This window comes from Paenibacillus sp. FSL K6-1330 (genome assembly GCF_037976825.1).
Lineage (GTDB): Bacteria > Bacillota > Bacilli > Paenibacillales > Paenibacillaceae > Paenibacillus_AQ.
Genome location: NZ_CP150269.1, coordinates 7,052,186 through 7,067,872 on the forward strand (window position 1 = coordinate 7,052,186; position 15,687 = coordinate 7,067,872).

General features: G+C 52.1%; 12 protein-coding genes. 2 read left to right on the plus strand and 10 right to left on the minus strand.

Annotated features, from left to right (window positions below):
- Positions 1-51: 51 nt before the first annotated feature.
- The 8 genes from NYE54_RS32115 to NYE54_RS32150 all read right to left on the minus strand — a co-directional run bounded on the left by NYE54_RS32115 (position 52) and on the right by NYE54_RS32150 (position 11,262).
- On the minus strand, positions 52-1,098 hold the full coding sequence (locus NYE54_RS32115; protein WP_339268667.1) for a glycoside hydrolase family 18 protein: 1,047 nt from the start codon (positions 1,096-1,098) through the stop codon (positions 52-54).
- A gap of 21 nt (positions 1,099-1,119) precedes the next feature.
- Positions 1,120-3,738 (minus strand): transglutaminase domain-containing protein, encoded by a 2,619-nt coding sequence (locus NYE54_RS32120; protein WP_339268668.1) that lies wholly within the window; start codon positions 3,736-3,738, stop codon positions 1,120-1,122.
- An 8-nt stretch (positions 3,739-3,746) separates the two neighbouring features.
- Positions 3,747-4,769, minus strand: coding sequence for a carbohydrate-binding family 9-like protein (locus tag NYE54_RS32125; RefSeq protein ID WP_339268669.1), 1,023 nt, complete (start codon positions 4,767-4,769; stop codon positions 3,747-3,749).
- A gap of 63 nt (positions 4,770-4,832) precedes the next feature.
- Positions 4,833-6,119, minus strand: a complete 1,287-nt coding sequence (locus NYE54_RS32130) for an alpha-L-fucosidase (RefSeq protein WP_339268670.1) — start codon at positions 6,117-6,119, stop codon at positions 4,833-4,835.
- Positions 6,120-6,181: 62 nt separating this feature from the next.
- On the minus strand, positions 6,182-7,567 hold the full coding sequence (locus NYE54_RS32135; RefSeq protein ID WP_339268672.1) for an alpha-L-fucosidase: 1,386 nt from the start codon (positions 7,565-7,567) through the stop codon (positions 6,182-6,184).
- 145 nt (positions 7,568-7,712) lie between these two features.
- Positions 7,713-9,323, minus strand: a complete 1,611-nt coding sequence (locus NYE54_RS32140) for an extracellular solute-binding protein (RefSeq protein ID WP_339268674.1) — start codon at positions 9,321-9,323, stop codon at positions 7,713-7,715.
- A 43-nt stretch (positions 9,324-9,366) separates the two neighbouring features.
- Complete coding sequence (locus NYE54_RS32145; protein ID WP_098749345.1) at positions 9,367-10,275, minus strand: carbohydrate ABC transporter permease; 909 nt, start codon at positions 10,273-10,275, stop codon at positions 9,367-9,369.
- Between the two features lie 15 nt (positions 10,276-10,290).
- Entirely contained in the window at positions 10,291-11,262 is a 972-nt protein-coding gene (locus NYE54_RS32150; protein ID WP_339268675.1) for an ABC transporter permease subunit, read from the minus strand.
- Positions 11,263-11,684: 422 nt separating this feature from the next.
- On the opposite strand from NYE54_RS32150, the gene NYE54_RS32155 reads away from it, so the two are divergent.
- Positions 11,685-12,719, plus strand: coding sequence for a glycoside hydrolase family 18 protein (locus NYE54_RS32155; protein WP_339268676.1), 1,035 nt, complete (start codon positions 11,685-11,687; stop codon positions 12,717-12,719).
- A 459-nt stretch (positions 12,720-13,178) separates the two neighbouring features.
- Here the strand turns inward: NYE54_RS32155 and NYE54_RS32160 are convergent, their stop codons facing one another.
- Both NYE54_RS32160 and NYE54_RS32165 read right to left on the minus strand, forming a co-directional pair.
- Entirely contained in the window at positions 13,179-13,397 is a 219-nt protein-coding gene (locus tag NYE54_RS32160) for a DUF378 domain-containing protein (RefSeq protein WP_339268677.1), read from the minus strand.
- 167 nt (positions 13,398-13,564) lie between these two features.
- Positions 13,565-14,461, minus strand: a complete 897-nt coding sequence (locus tag NYE54_RS32165) for a LysR family transcriptional regulator (RefSeq protein WP_339268679.1) — start codon at positions 14,459-14,461, stop codon at positions 13,565-13,567.
- A 158-nt stretch (positions 14,462-14,619) separates the two neighbouring features.
- On the opposite strand from NYE54_RS32165, the gene NYE54_RS32170 reads away from it, so the two are divergent.
- Positions 14,620-15,663, plus strand: a complete 1,044-nt coding sequence (locus tag NYE54_RS32170) for a putative sulfate exporter family transporter (RefSeq protein WP_339268681.1) — start codon at positions 14,620-14,622, stop codon at positions 15,661-15,663.
- Positions 15,664-15,687: the final 24 nt, after the last annotated feature.

Here is a 15,687-nt window from a genome sequence, read left to right on the forward strand (position 1 = left end):
ATGTTTTAAACTCATCCGAGTTATCAGATCCACCGCGACCGCCAGCTGTTCCTATTTCCCGGCCGAGATGCTTTGAAGTCCTTGATGCATAGCGCCCAGCAGGCGATGGGTCGGGTCGCATCCATATTCCCAGAACATGATCCCGGCCAAGCCTTGTTCTTTCACATAATTGCATTTGCACTGAATCGATTCCTCATCGTCATAAGAAATCAAGCTGGAGCCGTTAAAAAGGTACGGCGCACAGGCTTCCTCGTCCCAATAACGAATGTAGCCGTTCTTGTTGATGTACTCCGCAGCCAGCTCGGCAAAGGCCGGACCATAGCCGCCTGTGCTGCCAGCCATTTGGTGAAGGCCATGGTTTCGATCCGGCACCTCGTTCCATACACGGGAGTAAAATGCGGCACCGATGACTATCTTCTCCTTCGGGACGCCGGCGCGAACGAACAGGTTCACGGAAGCATCCGTGCTGATTCGGAACAGATCTCCGGTTGACGTGTACAGATTCGTATGATGTCCGGTCAGGACCTGAAACCCGCCTCGCATATCATAGGTCATCAACTGGACAAAATCCAGGTACTGCTGTACCTCGGCCATCTCCGTGCCGTCTACATAGTATTGGTCAGCCCCTGCCGCAATCGTGAGCAGGTAATGCCGGCCATCCCGGGAGCCCTTAGCATCCAGCGCCTCCCGGATCGTCTTCAGCAGCAGGGTGAAATTCCGTTTATCATCCGGACTCGACCCTATGTCGGCTTCACCGTAACATGGATACTCCCAGTCCAGATCGATACCGTCAAAAGGATATTCCTCCAGCACCCGTATGGCGGATGCGGCCATGCGGTCCCTTCCGCCCTCGGTTGAAGCGGCTTCGGAAAAACCACCAGCGCTCCAGCCGCCAACAGACAGAAGTACCGTAAGAGTCGGGTGATCCCGCTTGATGTTCCGGACCACCTCGCCATTCTTCAAATGCTCGGTGGTGATCTCATCGTTCTTGACATGACCGAAGGCTACGTTCAGATGCGTTAATTTCAGCAGATCCTCATGCGTCATGTCGGGAAGAACCGAATCGACGGCGTAACCCGCCACAATATACTTCGTCATTACTCTTCACTCCGATCCCTTCTAGGGTTGTAATATCGCGGTTGCAATCTGCAGGGCTTCCTTCCCGGTGCCGATCTTGTATCCAGAAGCCGCATAACGGATTTGATCCTGACGATCCAGGACGAACAGATGAGGATAACCGGCTTCATGGGCTGCAGGATTCGAGATGAAACCCGATAAGGAAGCATAACTGGAATCCCGTACAAAAATAGTGCGGGCCGGCAGCTTCGGATAGCTTGCCGTATCAAAGGAAGCTGTCCATTCCGCATCCCCGATCACCAGCACAATCGGCAAGTCCAGCTTATCCAGCGGCTCGGCCAGCTCGCTGAGCTCGCGGAGCAGATGCTTGGTCGGCTCCCGCTCCGGTTCGATCCAGGCAGCGATAGCGCCCTCGGTTCCCAGAAGATCCTTAAGATCCGCTCCCGTTCCGTCTAATCGGGTAAGCGTACTGCCCGGCGCCAGTTTGCCCAGCACCGGAATGTCGACCGCCGTCTCACGATAGGTTAGCGCCACGCGCGTGGTGTCTCCGGCACGAACGGTAAAGTACGTGAAGCGCACTCTTACCGTTCCGTCCTTCAGCCGGATGCCCGACGTTAGACGGTACGAACCCGGCTCAACCTCATACGGCTCGTCGTAAACATCGGTGCTGCCATAAGGATACACCAGCGTTTTGTACACGCCGTCTTCCAGGCGGGCGAAGGTAAAGTTCTCGGCATAGGATGCGGCCGGCGTATCCTGCGAGCCTTTCGGATCTCTGAGGAACTGCAGCATCCCCCAGCCTGAGCTCTCCTGATTCCGGGGGGAGTCCAGACGGAAGGCTGCATCTTCCCAACTTCCATCACGTAAGTACTGCGGCTTCTGCTCGCTCGGATGCAGTCGGGCGGGAATCCCCAGACTGCGGCATACAGCCACAAACAGAATGTCCAGCGACTGCTCGTCTCCCTTCATGAGACTGTACGTGCCTGCCGGATTTCCCTTACCCTTCAGGTTGGGAAGGTCCTCAGCATAGGCATAGCCCTGCTCCAAATGCCCGGCAAGCGTAGAAGGATCCTTCCTGAATGCCGCAGTCTCCTCCGCCGTAAAGGCATCAACGATTACACGGCGATACGGGACCAGCATTTCATAAGAAACCCGCGGACACAGGATGTACTTCACGAAGGTATCCTCATCCCACTGTCCACGCTGTGAGAGGGCACCCATCAGATGATCATCCAGCGTTTGCCGGAAGGTATCAATCAAATCCTTTTCGTTCAGCGATTCCAGCAGCCGCAGCGGCCACTCGCCGTAATCGCCGGAATGCTCCTTCAGGAACGCTGCGATTTCCTTGCTGTTGCCTCTGGCTTTTCGAAGGACGTCCCACACCCGCTCCGGAGGCAGTCCTAATGACTGGGCCAGTGCAGTTGCCTCTTCTTCGCTCAGGAATGTACCCTCATATTCGGTCCGGACCTTCGTCCCTTCCTCCAGACGGTGGTTATGAGCCTGGGTCTTCTCCTCGGATAACGCCGTCGCGGCGTCCCCTTCTCCTTCCGGTGGAGGAACCATATCGAAATCCACGATCCCTGACGGCTGTTCGGATGAATCAAGCACAAGTTCGATATGTCCGCCGTCCTCGGCCTTGAACAGGATTTCACTCCACTTGCCGCCGCTGACCGCACGAACCAAGAGGTCGCCATAACCGGTCTTAAAGGAAGCCTTCCCTTGCTCATCGGTCTTGATTTCGGCAATCGGATAAAATTCAGCCATATTATACAGCTCAAATCGAATGCTTGCGCCGGATACAGCCTCTCCCTGCTTATCCTTCACGCTCACGTAAAGGGTGCGAGCCGGTGCATAGTTCTCCAGCAAATTAATCTCCGTAAACCCCTTTTCGCATAGGGTAATATCCTCCGGACCGGGGTAATCGGCAAAAATTCGCGTATTGATCAGCATCGCCCTGCGTGCCGGCGGACTGAACCAGCCTTGATTCAAGCGGGCTTCCGGTTCGCATGCCCCGATGTAATACCACTGGCCGTCTGCCCATGCTTCCACCCAGGCATGGTTGCTGTCGCAATGAGCCCAGCGCGGCGTATAGACCTGACGCGCGGGGATGCCGATGCTACGAAGCGCGGCCACCGCCAGCGTGGACTCCTCGCCACAGCGTCCGCGTGCGTTCCGGATCATCGTCAGCGGCGAAATGGTTCGCAGATCGCTGCCGATGTAGGTCGCCTTCTCATGGCACCAATAATTGGTTTCCAGAATGGCATCCGCCATCGATAACTTCGCCGTCCGTTCGGCCAATTCGTTGTAGAGAATACCGCGGTAATCCTCAATATTCTCCGTATTAACCCGGTAAGGAAGCACAAAATGCAGGAACAGATGATCCGGCACGCGCTCGCCCCAAGGCACGCGCTTACGGATGTCCAGGGCTTGGCGCACATGATTCAAGAACAATTCTCCATCATAGTCGGCCATGTCGTTCACCGGCATGTAAGCAAACAAATATTTCAGGGCCCAAATCTCTTCATCGGTCAGTTCCTGCTCAAAAACATGAAACAGCTTATCTTTGCGCGCTTCCGCAAAAATGATCTTCTCCTGAAACTTTTGCTCGATCCGCTCCCGTGTCTGCGAATCCAGCGAGAACACCGCGGTTTGGCTGGTCATCCTAGCGTTCACTCCCTCCATAGCTTTCCGTCTTCCCGAATGCAGATTAGAGCCGTTCCGTCTGATGAAGGCGCGCTAATCTGGAACAGGCTGCGAGTCGTTTCAATCACAGGCTGGATGCTCCATGCATCCTCGCCCATGAGCTGCTTCGTGTCCTGCGTAAATTCACCATGGGCTTCATAGTAATTACGCTGCCGGTAATAGAGTCTGCGCAGCTCCCATTTGATCCGTTCGTCTTCCGGAAGCGTAAACGGCTGTTGCTCCTCGCCACCCGCGAACACAACGTAACCCCACAGCTCCGGGTAATGCATATTGATGATGCCCATAGGCGACCATACCCAATTGTCCTCCGGAAAAGGCTTGCCTGTCTCCGGATTCAACACCTTACGGTACTCGCCGTCTTGCACTTCGGTCTGCCATTCCACGCGCGAGAAGTTGACGCGCCAGAACTCACCTGGCGCAGGGCGGCGGCCACCTTCGGCACATTCCTTGAGACTGGTCCAAGGAATCGCCACCTCCACGCTCCATTTCCGGTTGTCCGCGCCAGGACGGTTCAGCTCCCCATCGATAAATACCGCCGTCTTAAGACCGCTGATATCCCAGCCGTTGACCGGAGGTCCGCCATCCCGGTACGGTTTCACGAGCAGCAAGTCCCACACCGTGTTCAAGGCATTAATTTCGAATTCATAATATTGATGGCTGTCTCCGTCCGGATCAATGAATATTTCAAAGTCATTATCATAGAAAATAACCGAATCGCGTTCAGTCAATGTCGCCCATATCTGATCCTCGATCAGCTCGGCGGCAAAATAAAAATAATCGTCGTCCCACAGCATTTTGACCCGGGTCCGTTTCCCCGGCTTCGGACGAAGATCCCCTTCGATATCAACGAAATCGTCGGTCCACTCCGCCGCATCCCAGAATGCCTTATCCACGCGGCCATCCAGCACGAGCGGCTGCCCCGCACGCTTGCATAAATAATGCTTAGGAGCATACTCAATCCTCGGCTCCGGCACTCCACTTCTGTTCATGTCATTCTCTCCGCTTCATGAGGGAGGCTAAGCACTTATCTAGCGCGTCCCTCCCCGTGATGGTTAGTTATGCGTGACAACAGCTCCCGAGCCGCCGTACATCTCCAGCTCCTCGTCAAACTCCAGCTTAAGAACCGTCACCTGCTCATGCGCGTCTTCAGGAGTCATCTTGATCCACGTCGTCCCCGGGATGTTGAACCAAGGCACGCCCCCATGAATCTCGTGGGTAAGCTCCTTGCCCGAATGCAGCACGGTAATCTTCTTGATCGGGTTGCACAGCCCCTTAATGCACACATTCTCTTTCGGAGCGTCATAGACAAACAGGTACAGTGTCTTTCTGTCCTCGGAAATCGTGCTTCCCCCCAGATAATAGCGGGTCATAATGCCTTCACCCGTTCCGAATACAGCCTCTTCATGGGTCCGGATCCATGCTCCCAGCCCAAGCAGGATGTCCTCTTGCCTTTGATCGATGGTGCCGTCTTCGCGCGGACCGATATCCAGCAGCATATTGCCGCCCATCGAGATGCAGTCGCAGAACATCCGAATGATCTGGTTCAAGGATTTGTATTTATGATCGGTCGGGACGTAGCCCCATGAGCTGTTGATCGTTGTGCAGAATTCCCAAGGTCCCTCCGGTCTCGTGATCGGAATGCCCTGCTCCGGCGTTTTATAATCACCGTGGCCCTGCAGCCGTGAATTGATGATGATATCCGGATTGAAGGATTGCAGGTAATGCTTGAACTCTGGCAGATTCCACTGCTCGGCACTTCGCTCCCAATCGCCATCGAACCACAGCAGATCCACTTTCCCGTAATTCGTCAGGATCTCCCGCAGCTGGTTGTTATTAAACTCCAGAAATTTCTGCCATTTCTCCTCATCCTGAACACCGTCCACGGGACTGGTGTGCGGGTTGACGCTGCTGAGATCCTCCGGCACCTTGCCTCCTTCGAACACGCTCGGATAATCCGGATGCGACCAATCAATCAGAGAGAAGTACATGCCCAGGTGAATCCCCTTCTCCCTGATCGCTTCAGCATACTCCCGCACGATGTCTCGATTGGCTGGTGTCCGCTTGACCACGTTGAGATCGCTGTACTGCGTATCCCACAGCGCAACACCATCATGGTGCTTCGTTGTCAGCACGGCATACCGGGCACCGGATTTCTCGATCAAATCCGCCCATTTCTCCGCATTGAATTTCGATGCCGTAAAACCGTCCATCTGTTTCATGTACTCGTCGTAAGTGATCCTCCCATTGTAGAAGGACCAGGATTCCGAGACTCCGTCCACGGCATAAATGCCATAGTGAATGAAGATGCCCAGCTTGGCTTCTTCGAACCATTTCTGCATATCTGTCCACACCTCTTCTTGAAGTCGTTGTAAGTGAAAAATACGTTTATACAACCCGCCTCTTAACGAAACCGCAACACATGTGCAATCGGGGCCGGTCCCTGACGTTCCTGATCCGGAAGACGGACCGCAACGCCATCGTCCGTGCGGCGGTAATCGAGCGCCTCCTGACCCCCGACGAGATCAATGCGGCTGAACGCCGTCTGAATCGGAATGTGCAGCTCTTCAGGAACAGCATCTTGTTCATTTCGATACAGATAGATGGCATAGGTCGTATCGTCTTTTTGGGTAAACTGGACGGCCCCGGAGGAATACGACTCGCAGATACGCGTGCCATAGATCGCCTCTCCATAGACTTTCAACCATGCCCCCATGCCCTTCATTCGTGAAATAGCCGTCTCGGGCAGCCTACCGTCCGGCTGCGGACCCACATTGAGCGCTAGATTTCCGCCTTTGGCCACGATCTCGACCAGCAGATGAATGAGCTGACGCACCGTTTTATAACGATCCTCGTAGCGGAAAGAGAAGGAAGTTCCCATCGTGATACAGCTCTCCCAAGGCACATGCAGAGCACGCTCAGGGAGGGTCTGCTCCGGCGTAATCAGATTCTCGTAAGGCCCGCCGACCGTGCGGTCCGCCGAGAGGAGCCAAGGCTGAATCTCACGCGCTTTCTCTACCACTTCACCCAGGCGGATATTCTGATCACGATAATCGTTCACCCAGCCTGCATCCAGCCACAGTACATCAATGCGGCCGTAACGGGTCATCAGCTCCATGATCTGCTCATGGGTAAACTGGACAAACTGTTCCCACAGCCACGGGTATTTCTTCGGGTCATAGCTAGGACCGCGTGACGTAAAGCTTCCCGCCTCCATTCCCGGCGCCCAGTAGTATGGCGTATGCCAATCGGCCTTCGAGAAATAGGCGGAAATGCCGAGCCCTTTGGCACGAAATGCCTCGAACAGCTCCTTCGTGATATCGGCGTGTTTATGCATATGGAACGGACAGTCTGGACCCGTTACACGGTAGTCGGTCGTATGCGTGTCCCACATGCAGAACCCGTCATGATGCTTGGTTGTAAAGTTCAAATATTTGAAGCCGTTATCGGCTGCCAGGTCAGCCCACAGATCAGGCTGAAAGCGAAGCGGGTTGAAGGTCTTGTTCAGATCAAAATACTGCCGCTTAAGCTCCTCCGCATCGATATCCCAGTCAATGCCGTCACGTGACCAATCCGCGTCTTTATCGCTCAGTGCCCATGATTCAACAAGACCCAACTGGGAATACGGTCCCCAATGCATCATCAGGCCCAGCTTCTGGTCCTTGAACCATTCCAGACGCTCCAAGAGCAGCGGATCCTCCGGCTTGACCCATTTGTCCTCACTGCTGAAATTGTGCACGCCCTGCTCCACTACTGCTTGCTCTTCCTCTACCAGCTTGTTCTCCGACATGGTGTACCTCCAATAGTCATTGTTGATAACGATAGGTTTGAAGACCGCAAGGAACAGGCTTGCCTGCCCCTAAAAACAATAGCCAACCCCCGGTCATGAATCGACCGGGATACGTTGGCTCTTTGTTTTTCATCTATGCATCTGATTATTGCTCGGCGTTCCAGCGATCATATGCGCCTTGGTAAAGCTCGACGAGACGGTCGCTGCCCATTTTCTTAACTTGTGCAACGTATTTATCCCAATTTTCAAGCGGCTCTTGGCCTGTTACGAATTTCGCTTCCATCTGTTTCACATACGTTTCCAAATCGGACAACAGCGAAGTTGCCTCGCTCTGCTCTTCATTCGTCAAATAGACGTTAGGGAATGGCGACTTTCCGATCGGCACCAGCTTCTCTTGATTCTGTTGATCGATCCACTCATCAAATTCAGTGCGAAGGCCTTTGGCAACTTCCGGATCATTGACGCCAGGTGTCAAAACACCGTAGTTCGGCGTGATTTTGCCGCGATACTCCTCACGATCTCCACCGCCTGGCACCGGGAGCCATTCTTTCACGCGGTTTGCCTCATCCTTGAATTTCCACAACGTGCCTTCAGGCCCTTGGTTAAACAACGTGGCGCCTTCATAGCTGTACAGGTAATCGATCCAGCGCATGGTAGCTTCCGGAGACGGGTTGCTGCTCGAAATGGCGAATGTACCTCTTGCCGACATACCAGGGTGCATGCCGTATACAGGAGAGTCCGCAATTTCACTCTTCACCGGCGTCATGAGCGGATGCTCGCTGCTAGGCTCGCCGCCGAGCGTGAAGTACGCATGGTAGTCATTAAACAGAGCTAGCTGATTGTTTTCTCCCTTGGCTTTTTTCTGATCGCCTGTTTGCGAGAAGGTTTCATGATCCAGCAGTTCTTCCTTCCACAGACGGTTCATGAACGTCAGGTAGCCTTTGTAGCCTTCTTCCTGGTAAGGATAGTGCACTTTTCCGTCCTTGTCGGAATAGATGCCTTCGTTGTACATGCCCCAGAAGCCGAAGAAGTACATACGCAGGTCATCCAGCTTGACCGAAGTCAACGGAATCTCGTCTTTCTTTCCATTTCCGTTAGGATCTTCTTCCTTAACGCGTTTCAAGAATGTATATAGTTCCTCTGTTGTCTTAGGTTCGGACACGTTTAGCGCTTTTAGGAACTTGCCGTTGTACCACATCGGGCCTCTGTACCATACGGCAGCCTTGTCGACGAACGGCAGGGCATAGATATGTCCGTCCGGGGTCGTGAAGGATTTGCGGACATCCGGGTTCTCGTCAAAAATCTTTTTGATGTTCGGTGCATAGCCTTCGTCAATGTACTTCTCCAGCGGAATGAGGATTCCTTGGGTACCATAGGTCACCTGCTCAGCCGGCTTCAGGTCGGCAGCGTAAAACATATCGGGCAAATCACCGCTGGCGAACACCAGATTCTTTTTCGTTTCAAAGCTGTCAATCGGAGAAAGCTGATATTCCAGCTTGATGCCTGACAATTTCTCCATCTCTTGTAGTACGGGCATCGTATTCCAATCGGCTACACCGGCATCCTGTGACATGACCGTCAGCGTGATCGGCTCATCCACAATCGGGAAACCTTCCTTTTTTACCCCTTCCGTACTGGCCGTCCCGGACGGTGCCGTAGCAGCGCCGTCTCCTTTGGGTGAACCACAGGCTGCAAGCATTGTTGCTGAGAGGGTGAGGCAGAGTAAAATAGATGATGCCTTACGAAGCTTTTTCATGACAACAACTCCCCTTTTTTTGGTGTGGATTTATGGTATAAGATCAGCCCTTAACGGAACCAATCATAACACCCTGCACAAAGTAACGTTGAAGGAACGGGTAAACCGCAATAACCGGAAGTGTCGCAACGATAATGACCGCATATTTGACCAGTGCAGCAATTTCCGCTTTGGAATTCATCGCTGCTGCGGATGAGGCGTCAATCGCCCCGCCGCCCTGTGCCGCCATCTCCTGAAGGACCAGGATTTGACGCAGGAAGAGCTGAAGCGGGTACTTCGCGGCATCATTCAGATAAATCATGGCACTGAAATAACTGTTCCAATGTCCGACGCCGTAGAAAAGTGCCATGACGGCAATAATCGGCATCGAGAGCGGCAGTACGATTTTGATGAATAACCGGAAGTTCGTACAGCCGTCGATATGGGCAGCTTCCTGAAGCTCCTTCGGAATGGTCGATTGGAAGAACGTCCGGGACACAATAATATTCCATATGGACGCAGCTCCCGGCAGAATTAGGGCCCACATGCTGTTGACCATGCCAAGATCCTTAACGAGCAGGTAACTCGGAATCAGTCCCCCGCCGAAAAACATCGTAACCAGAAACACCGCCATAAAAAATCCTCTGCCCACAAAATCAGAACGGCTGAGCGCATAGGCTGCAGGCAGCGTGACAATCAGATTCACAATCGTACCGATCACTGTATAAATAATCGTGTTCTTGTAGCCAATCCAAATGTTGGCGTTCTCAAACACTCGGGCATATCCATCAAAAGTTATCCCTTTCGGAATCAACCACATTTCACCTGAGCTTACGTACTTCGGATCACTGATGGAGGCGCTGACAATGTACAGCAGCGGGTACAGTACGATGACAAGCGCAATCGTCAGATAGATGTAGTTGCATAGCAGGAATAATTTATCCCCTTTGCTTTCCCTTACCGTGGATGACATATGTTATTCCCCCTTCTACCACAGGCTGTTTTCGCTGGTGCGACGAGCGATTTGGTTCACCGCAATCAGCAGAATCGCATTAATGACCGAATTGAACAATCCGACGGCGGTAGAGAAGCTGTACTGTGCGTCAACCAGACCGGAACGATAAACAAAAGTCGAGATGACATCGGAAGAGCTCATATTCAGCGGGTTCTGCAGCAGCAGGATTTTCTCGAATCCGACGCCCAAAATGCTGCCCATGTTCAGGATCAACAGGATGGTAATCGTAGGTATAATAGCCGGGATGTTGATGTGCAGAATCCGTTTGAAACGGCTTGCTCCGTCCACGACAGCTGCTTCATGCAGCTGAGGATCGACACCCGATAAGGCTGCGAGATATATAATGGTACCCCAGCCTGCACTCTGCCAGACGCCAGACAGCACATACACCGTCTTGAACCATGCAGGGTCCGTCAGGAATTGAGGCGCCTGAAAGCCAAGCATTTCCACAAAGTTAACAATCATGCCGGACGAAGGCGACAAGAAGGTGATGATCATACCGGACATGACAACGACCGAAATAAAATGCGGTGCATACGTGACGGTCTGTACGGTACGCTTGAAGAATGAATCCTTCACTTCATTGAAGGCCAATGCCAGAATAATGGGCAGCGGAAACCCGATGGCCAGCTCATACAAGCTGATGCTGAGCGTATTCCAGAGCAAGTCCCAGAAGTAATAAGAGTTAAAGAAGCGTTCGAAGTGGTCGAATCCGACCCACGGGCTTCCCGTTATTCCCAACGTCGGGATGAAGTTTTTGAAGGCGATTTGGATCCCGTACATCGGGCCATAATGGAAAATGACAAAATACAGAAATGCCGGAGCTATAAACAAATACAGCTCCCAGTTTCGAATCATCCTCCTCCATAATGTATTTTTCTTACGATTCGGTATCGTGTTAACCGATAAGCTTTGCGACAGGGCGGATTGACCATCTTGCTGCATAGGTTGCCCCCTCCTTTTCTAATGAAAATCCGGCCATTTTTTTCGGAAAAGCACCCCTGTTTAATGTAAAAGAAAGAGCCTTCCTGACCACTCCTTAGCGTGCGGCTTTTCGCCCGCTTCAGAAATGTTAACGCTTACACACCAAGTGTATGGACCGCGGCACTATCCGTAAATATGTCATTTTCAATGGTCTAATGAAAACGGCTTCATGCATTGGTATGACGGGCTTTTTACGTCCTTTCCACTCTTGTCATTGTCGTTTTCGGGTAGGAAAACATGTGGTTTTTGACCCTTCCCCCCTGGTAAATTGTCATCCAGGTCAATGGGATGATCCTTGACAGATGTCATATCTGACCGTAAGTTGGAAAAATAAACCGTAAAAGCAAAACTGACATATCCTAAAAAGAAATGAGGTATTACGCATGTTGCCATCCTCCTGGATTTTAGCCGGCTACGCAGGGCGCAAGGTCTTATCCACGATCACGACCGAAGATGCCCAGCGGCTCACTCACTTGAATATCGCTTTCGCCCATATCCAAGAAGACAAGATTTCGTATACCGATACGAACACCATCCACGAGATCCAACGCCTGAAAACCGTCAATCCCCAGTTAACCGTTCTGCTGTCCGTTGGCGGTTGGGGCTCCGACGGATTCTCGGAAGCTGCAGCCACGCCCGAAGGAAGACAAAGCGTGTGCGAATCGGCGATCAAGCTGCTGCAAGAGTTTCCATTCGACGGCATTGACCTGGACTGGGAGTATCCATGCTACTCGATAGCCGGAACGGTGGCATCGCCAAGTGACAAGGAGAACTTCACACTGCTCCTGAAGGAGCTCCGGGAAACACTGGATCAGTACGGGCGGGGCAAGAAGCACTATCTGCTCACGATCGCGGCCGGAGCCGATCAATATTATATCGATGGCACCGAGATCCATAACATCCACCCCTATCTCGACTTCATTCAGCTGATGACGTACGACATGCGCGGCGGATTCCAGACGATGACGGGCCATCACACCAACCTGTACACCTCCACCGGCGATCTGTTTCGAATCAGTGTCGATGCTTCCGTCCGCCTGTTCACCCTAGCCGGTGTGCCGCGCGAAAAAATCGTGATCGGCGCCGCATTCTACTCCAGGAAGTGGAAGGATGTGCCGGATGTCAACAACGGTTACCTCCAGGTAGCTCCATCTTCTGGTGGTTACGGTCCGACCTATACCCAGCTCGCAGCCGAGTATTTTAACAATCCTTCATATAAGCGGTACTGGGACGATGAAGCCAAAGCGCCCTTTTTATTCGATGGCAGCAGCTTCATCACTTACGATGATGCCGAATCCCTGACCCATAAATGCAAATATATACAAGATCAAGGCTTGGCTGGTATTATGTTCTGGGAATACAGCTGTGATGCGACACACAGCCTGCTGGATGCAATGTACAAAGCATTCCACTCCTAAAGGAAGCAGAAACTTGCCTGAGCCTAACAGCCTCACTCCCCTTCAGCGTGTCTTTATTTCGCTATTCGTTCCGGACTCTTTCCTTATCGTGAAGGAGTCCTTTTTCACTACTTACGCAAAAAAAGAGGCTGACGACAGATAAAATGTAATGTTTTCTGCCATACTGTTAACTTCCGATTATTTCGCTGCAATGGCTTGGCTTTATTCTAGGAGTTCCTTCCGAACTCCGTAAATATGTCGTTTTTATCTTTAACTATAGAGCATACAAAGCCTCATAAACACTGGAAATTTCATACTGTATATGTTGATCTTGCACCTTACATGAGGTTTACAATTCACTGACCATCTTGGAATTTGCACACAAAAAAAGCCATTCCTGAACACGGAACGGCTTTTTTCATCTAGGAGAGAATCGATATCTCTCTTTATTTATGTCATTTATATGTCATTAAATGTAACTCATCTAGCTGTCTTTCGGTCGTCATTCGTAACATCACCAAAGAAGCGGATCGAGTACAATGCACACAGACCGACAATCGTATAGATAATACGGGACCCTGCGGAGCTCTGTCCTCCAAATAATGCAGCTACCAGGTCGTATTGAAACAGGCCGACCAAAAGCCAGTTAATGCCCCCAATAATCAATAACAGCAAAGCAATTGTATTAAATGTTCTCATCGCTTAACACCCCCTTGCGTCCGATTTTCACATCATTCGTTACATGGTTTGTTATTCTAAGGATTTTAGTATCTATTTTTAACCATTTACGGCGTTTGTAATCATGCCTGAACAAAAAAACATTCCCTAAAACCGGGATGTTCTTGCACCGAGATCGTTCTCTTCCTTTAGACTCCCTTGGGGAAACCGCGTTTATGATGCAGAAGCTCGAGAAATACCTCAACCGCCTTGGTATGATAAGGTGTCTTCTGTGTAATCCATGAGAACTGCCGGGCCACCGGCTTGCCGTTCGGTAGCAGCATATGCAGCGTTCCGAGCTGAACCTCCTTGCGCACCGCCCATCGTGACAGCAGCGTGACGCCAAGGCCTGCCTCCACGGATTCCTTGATCAGCTGGGTGCTTCCAAACTCCACGATATGCTGAGGGTGAATATGATACCGTGAGAACATCCGCTCCGTTGCCGCGCGGGTGCCTGATCCAGCTTCTCTGACAATCCAGGTCTCATCTGCAAGTTCGGAGAGTGATATCTCTTGCAGATGGTCATACCGCCCGCCCCGGGGAACCATCACCACCATCTCATCCTCGGCAAAGGCCTCGATATGCAGCTTATCATCCTGATAATCCCCCTCCACGATGCCGATATCCGCCTCATGGCGCAGTATCATCTCCCCCACCTCCGTGGTGTTCCCGATCATAATCGATGGGCGGATCAAGGGATAATGTTCCCTCATATAAGCGATCAAATGCGGCAGCATATATTCCCCAAAGGTGTAACTGGAGCCAATGGACAAATTTCCGCTTGCCCGATGCATCAAATCGTCCACAAGCGTGTTCATGCGGGTGTACAGACCCAGAATGTCCCTCGCATGGTGATACACGATCTCTCCGGCTTTCGTCAGCCGGACATATTTATTGGTTCGCTCCAGCAGCTTGGTGCCAACTGACCGCTCGAGCGATTGGATATATTGGCTTACCGCGGGCTGTGTCATCAGCAGTTCCTCGGCCGCACGGGTAAAATTCCCTTTCTCTACCACCGTAACGAATACCTCCAATGTTGGATCCACCTTTGGGCCTCCTTCGTTTGCAATATCCACAAATGGTTATGAGTTATATTATCATAACTTATCACTTATGATGATCATCATATTGATTTATTTTTCTTATCCAGTGGAATGAGATACGATGGGTTCAGACCAACCGAACGAATCGGAGGTTACATCTTATGACAGAGCCAGCTTATTCCAAATCACAAGAACACGTCCATCGCCTGGTTCGATGGACACAGCATACGCTGCCCGCAGCCGCAGGCGGCATTGCCTTTACCTTTGTCATCGCCCTCATCGGTTACGCATTAGCAAGCGTGCCAGGCCTTGGCTACCTTGGCCAGCTCGCATGGGCAATTCTCATCGCCGCGATATACCGGCAGTTGCGCGGTTACCCGGAGAGACTTCGCATTGGAACCCAATTCACGGCCAAGCGGCTGCTGCGTGTAGCGATCATACTATATGGCTTAAAGCTGAATATCGGCATCGTGTTCCAGCAAGGCCTTGGTTTAATGATGAGGGATGTCATCAGCGTTGTATTTGCCATTGCGCTTACCCTGCTGATTGCCAAATGGCTGAAGGCCGATATGTCCCTGTCCCTCCTGCTCGGCATTGGAACCGGCGTATGTGGTGCGGCGGCTATTGCTGCCGTATCCCCGATTCTCAAGGCGAAGGAGAAGGACACCGCGCTTGGAGCAGGGCTTATCGCCTTTCTTGGAACCATCGTTGCTATCGGATATACCCTTGTCCAGCCGCTGCTTCCTTTAACAGACACTCAATACGGCGTGTGGTCTGGCGTAAGTCTTCATGAAATCGCCCATGTGGCACTGGCAGCTGCTCCGGCAGGTGAGGACGCCCTTGCGATTAGTCTGCTTGCCAAGCTGGGACGCGTATTTTTGCTTGTACCACTCAGTATCGCACTCATGGTCTGGATGAAGCGCACCGGCCGTTTACAGAGTCAAACACGGATGGAGTTTCCCTGGTTCCTGCTGGGCTTCATGGCAGCGAGTGTACTGGGAAGCTGGGAATTTACCGGACAACCGATCATTCCCCTGCCAATCAAGGATTGGATTTCTCAGGCAGCCTCCTTCATTCTTGCCATGGCCATGGTGGGACTTGGCCTGAATGTCCACTTGAAGGATATACGCGGTGCCTGGCGGCCGCTGCTGGCCATGTCCATCACCACCGTGCTGCTGATCCTGCTTACTTATGCCATGGCATAAGTAAGCGGAAGGCAGCCAGTGTGT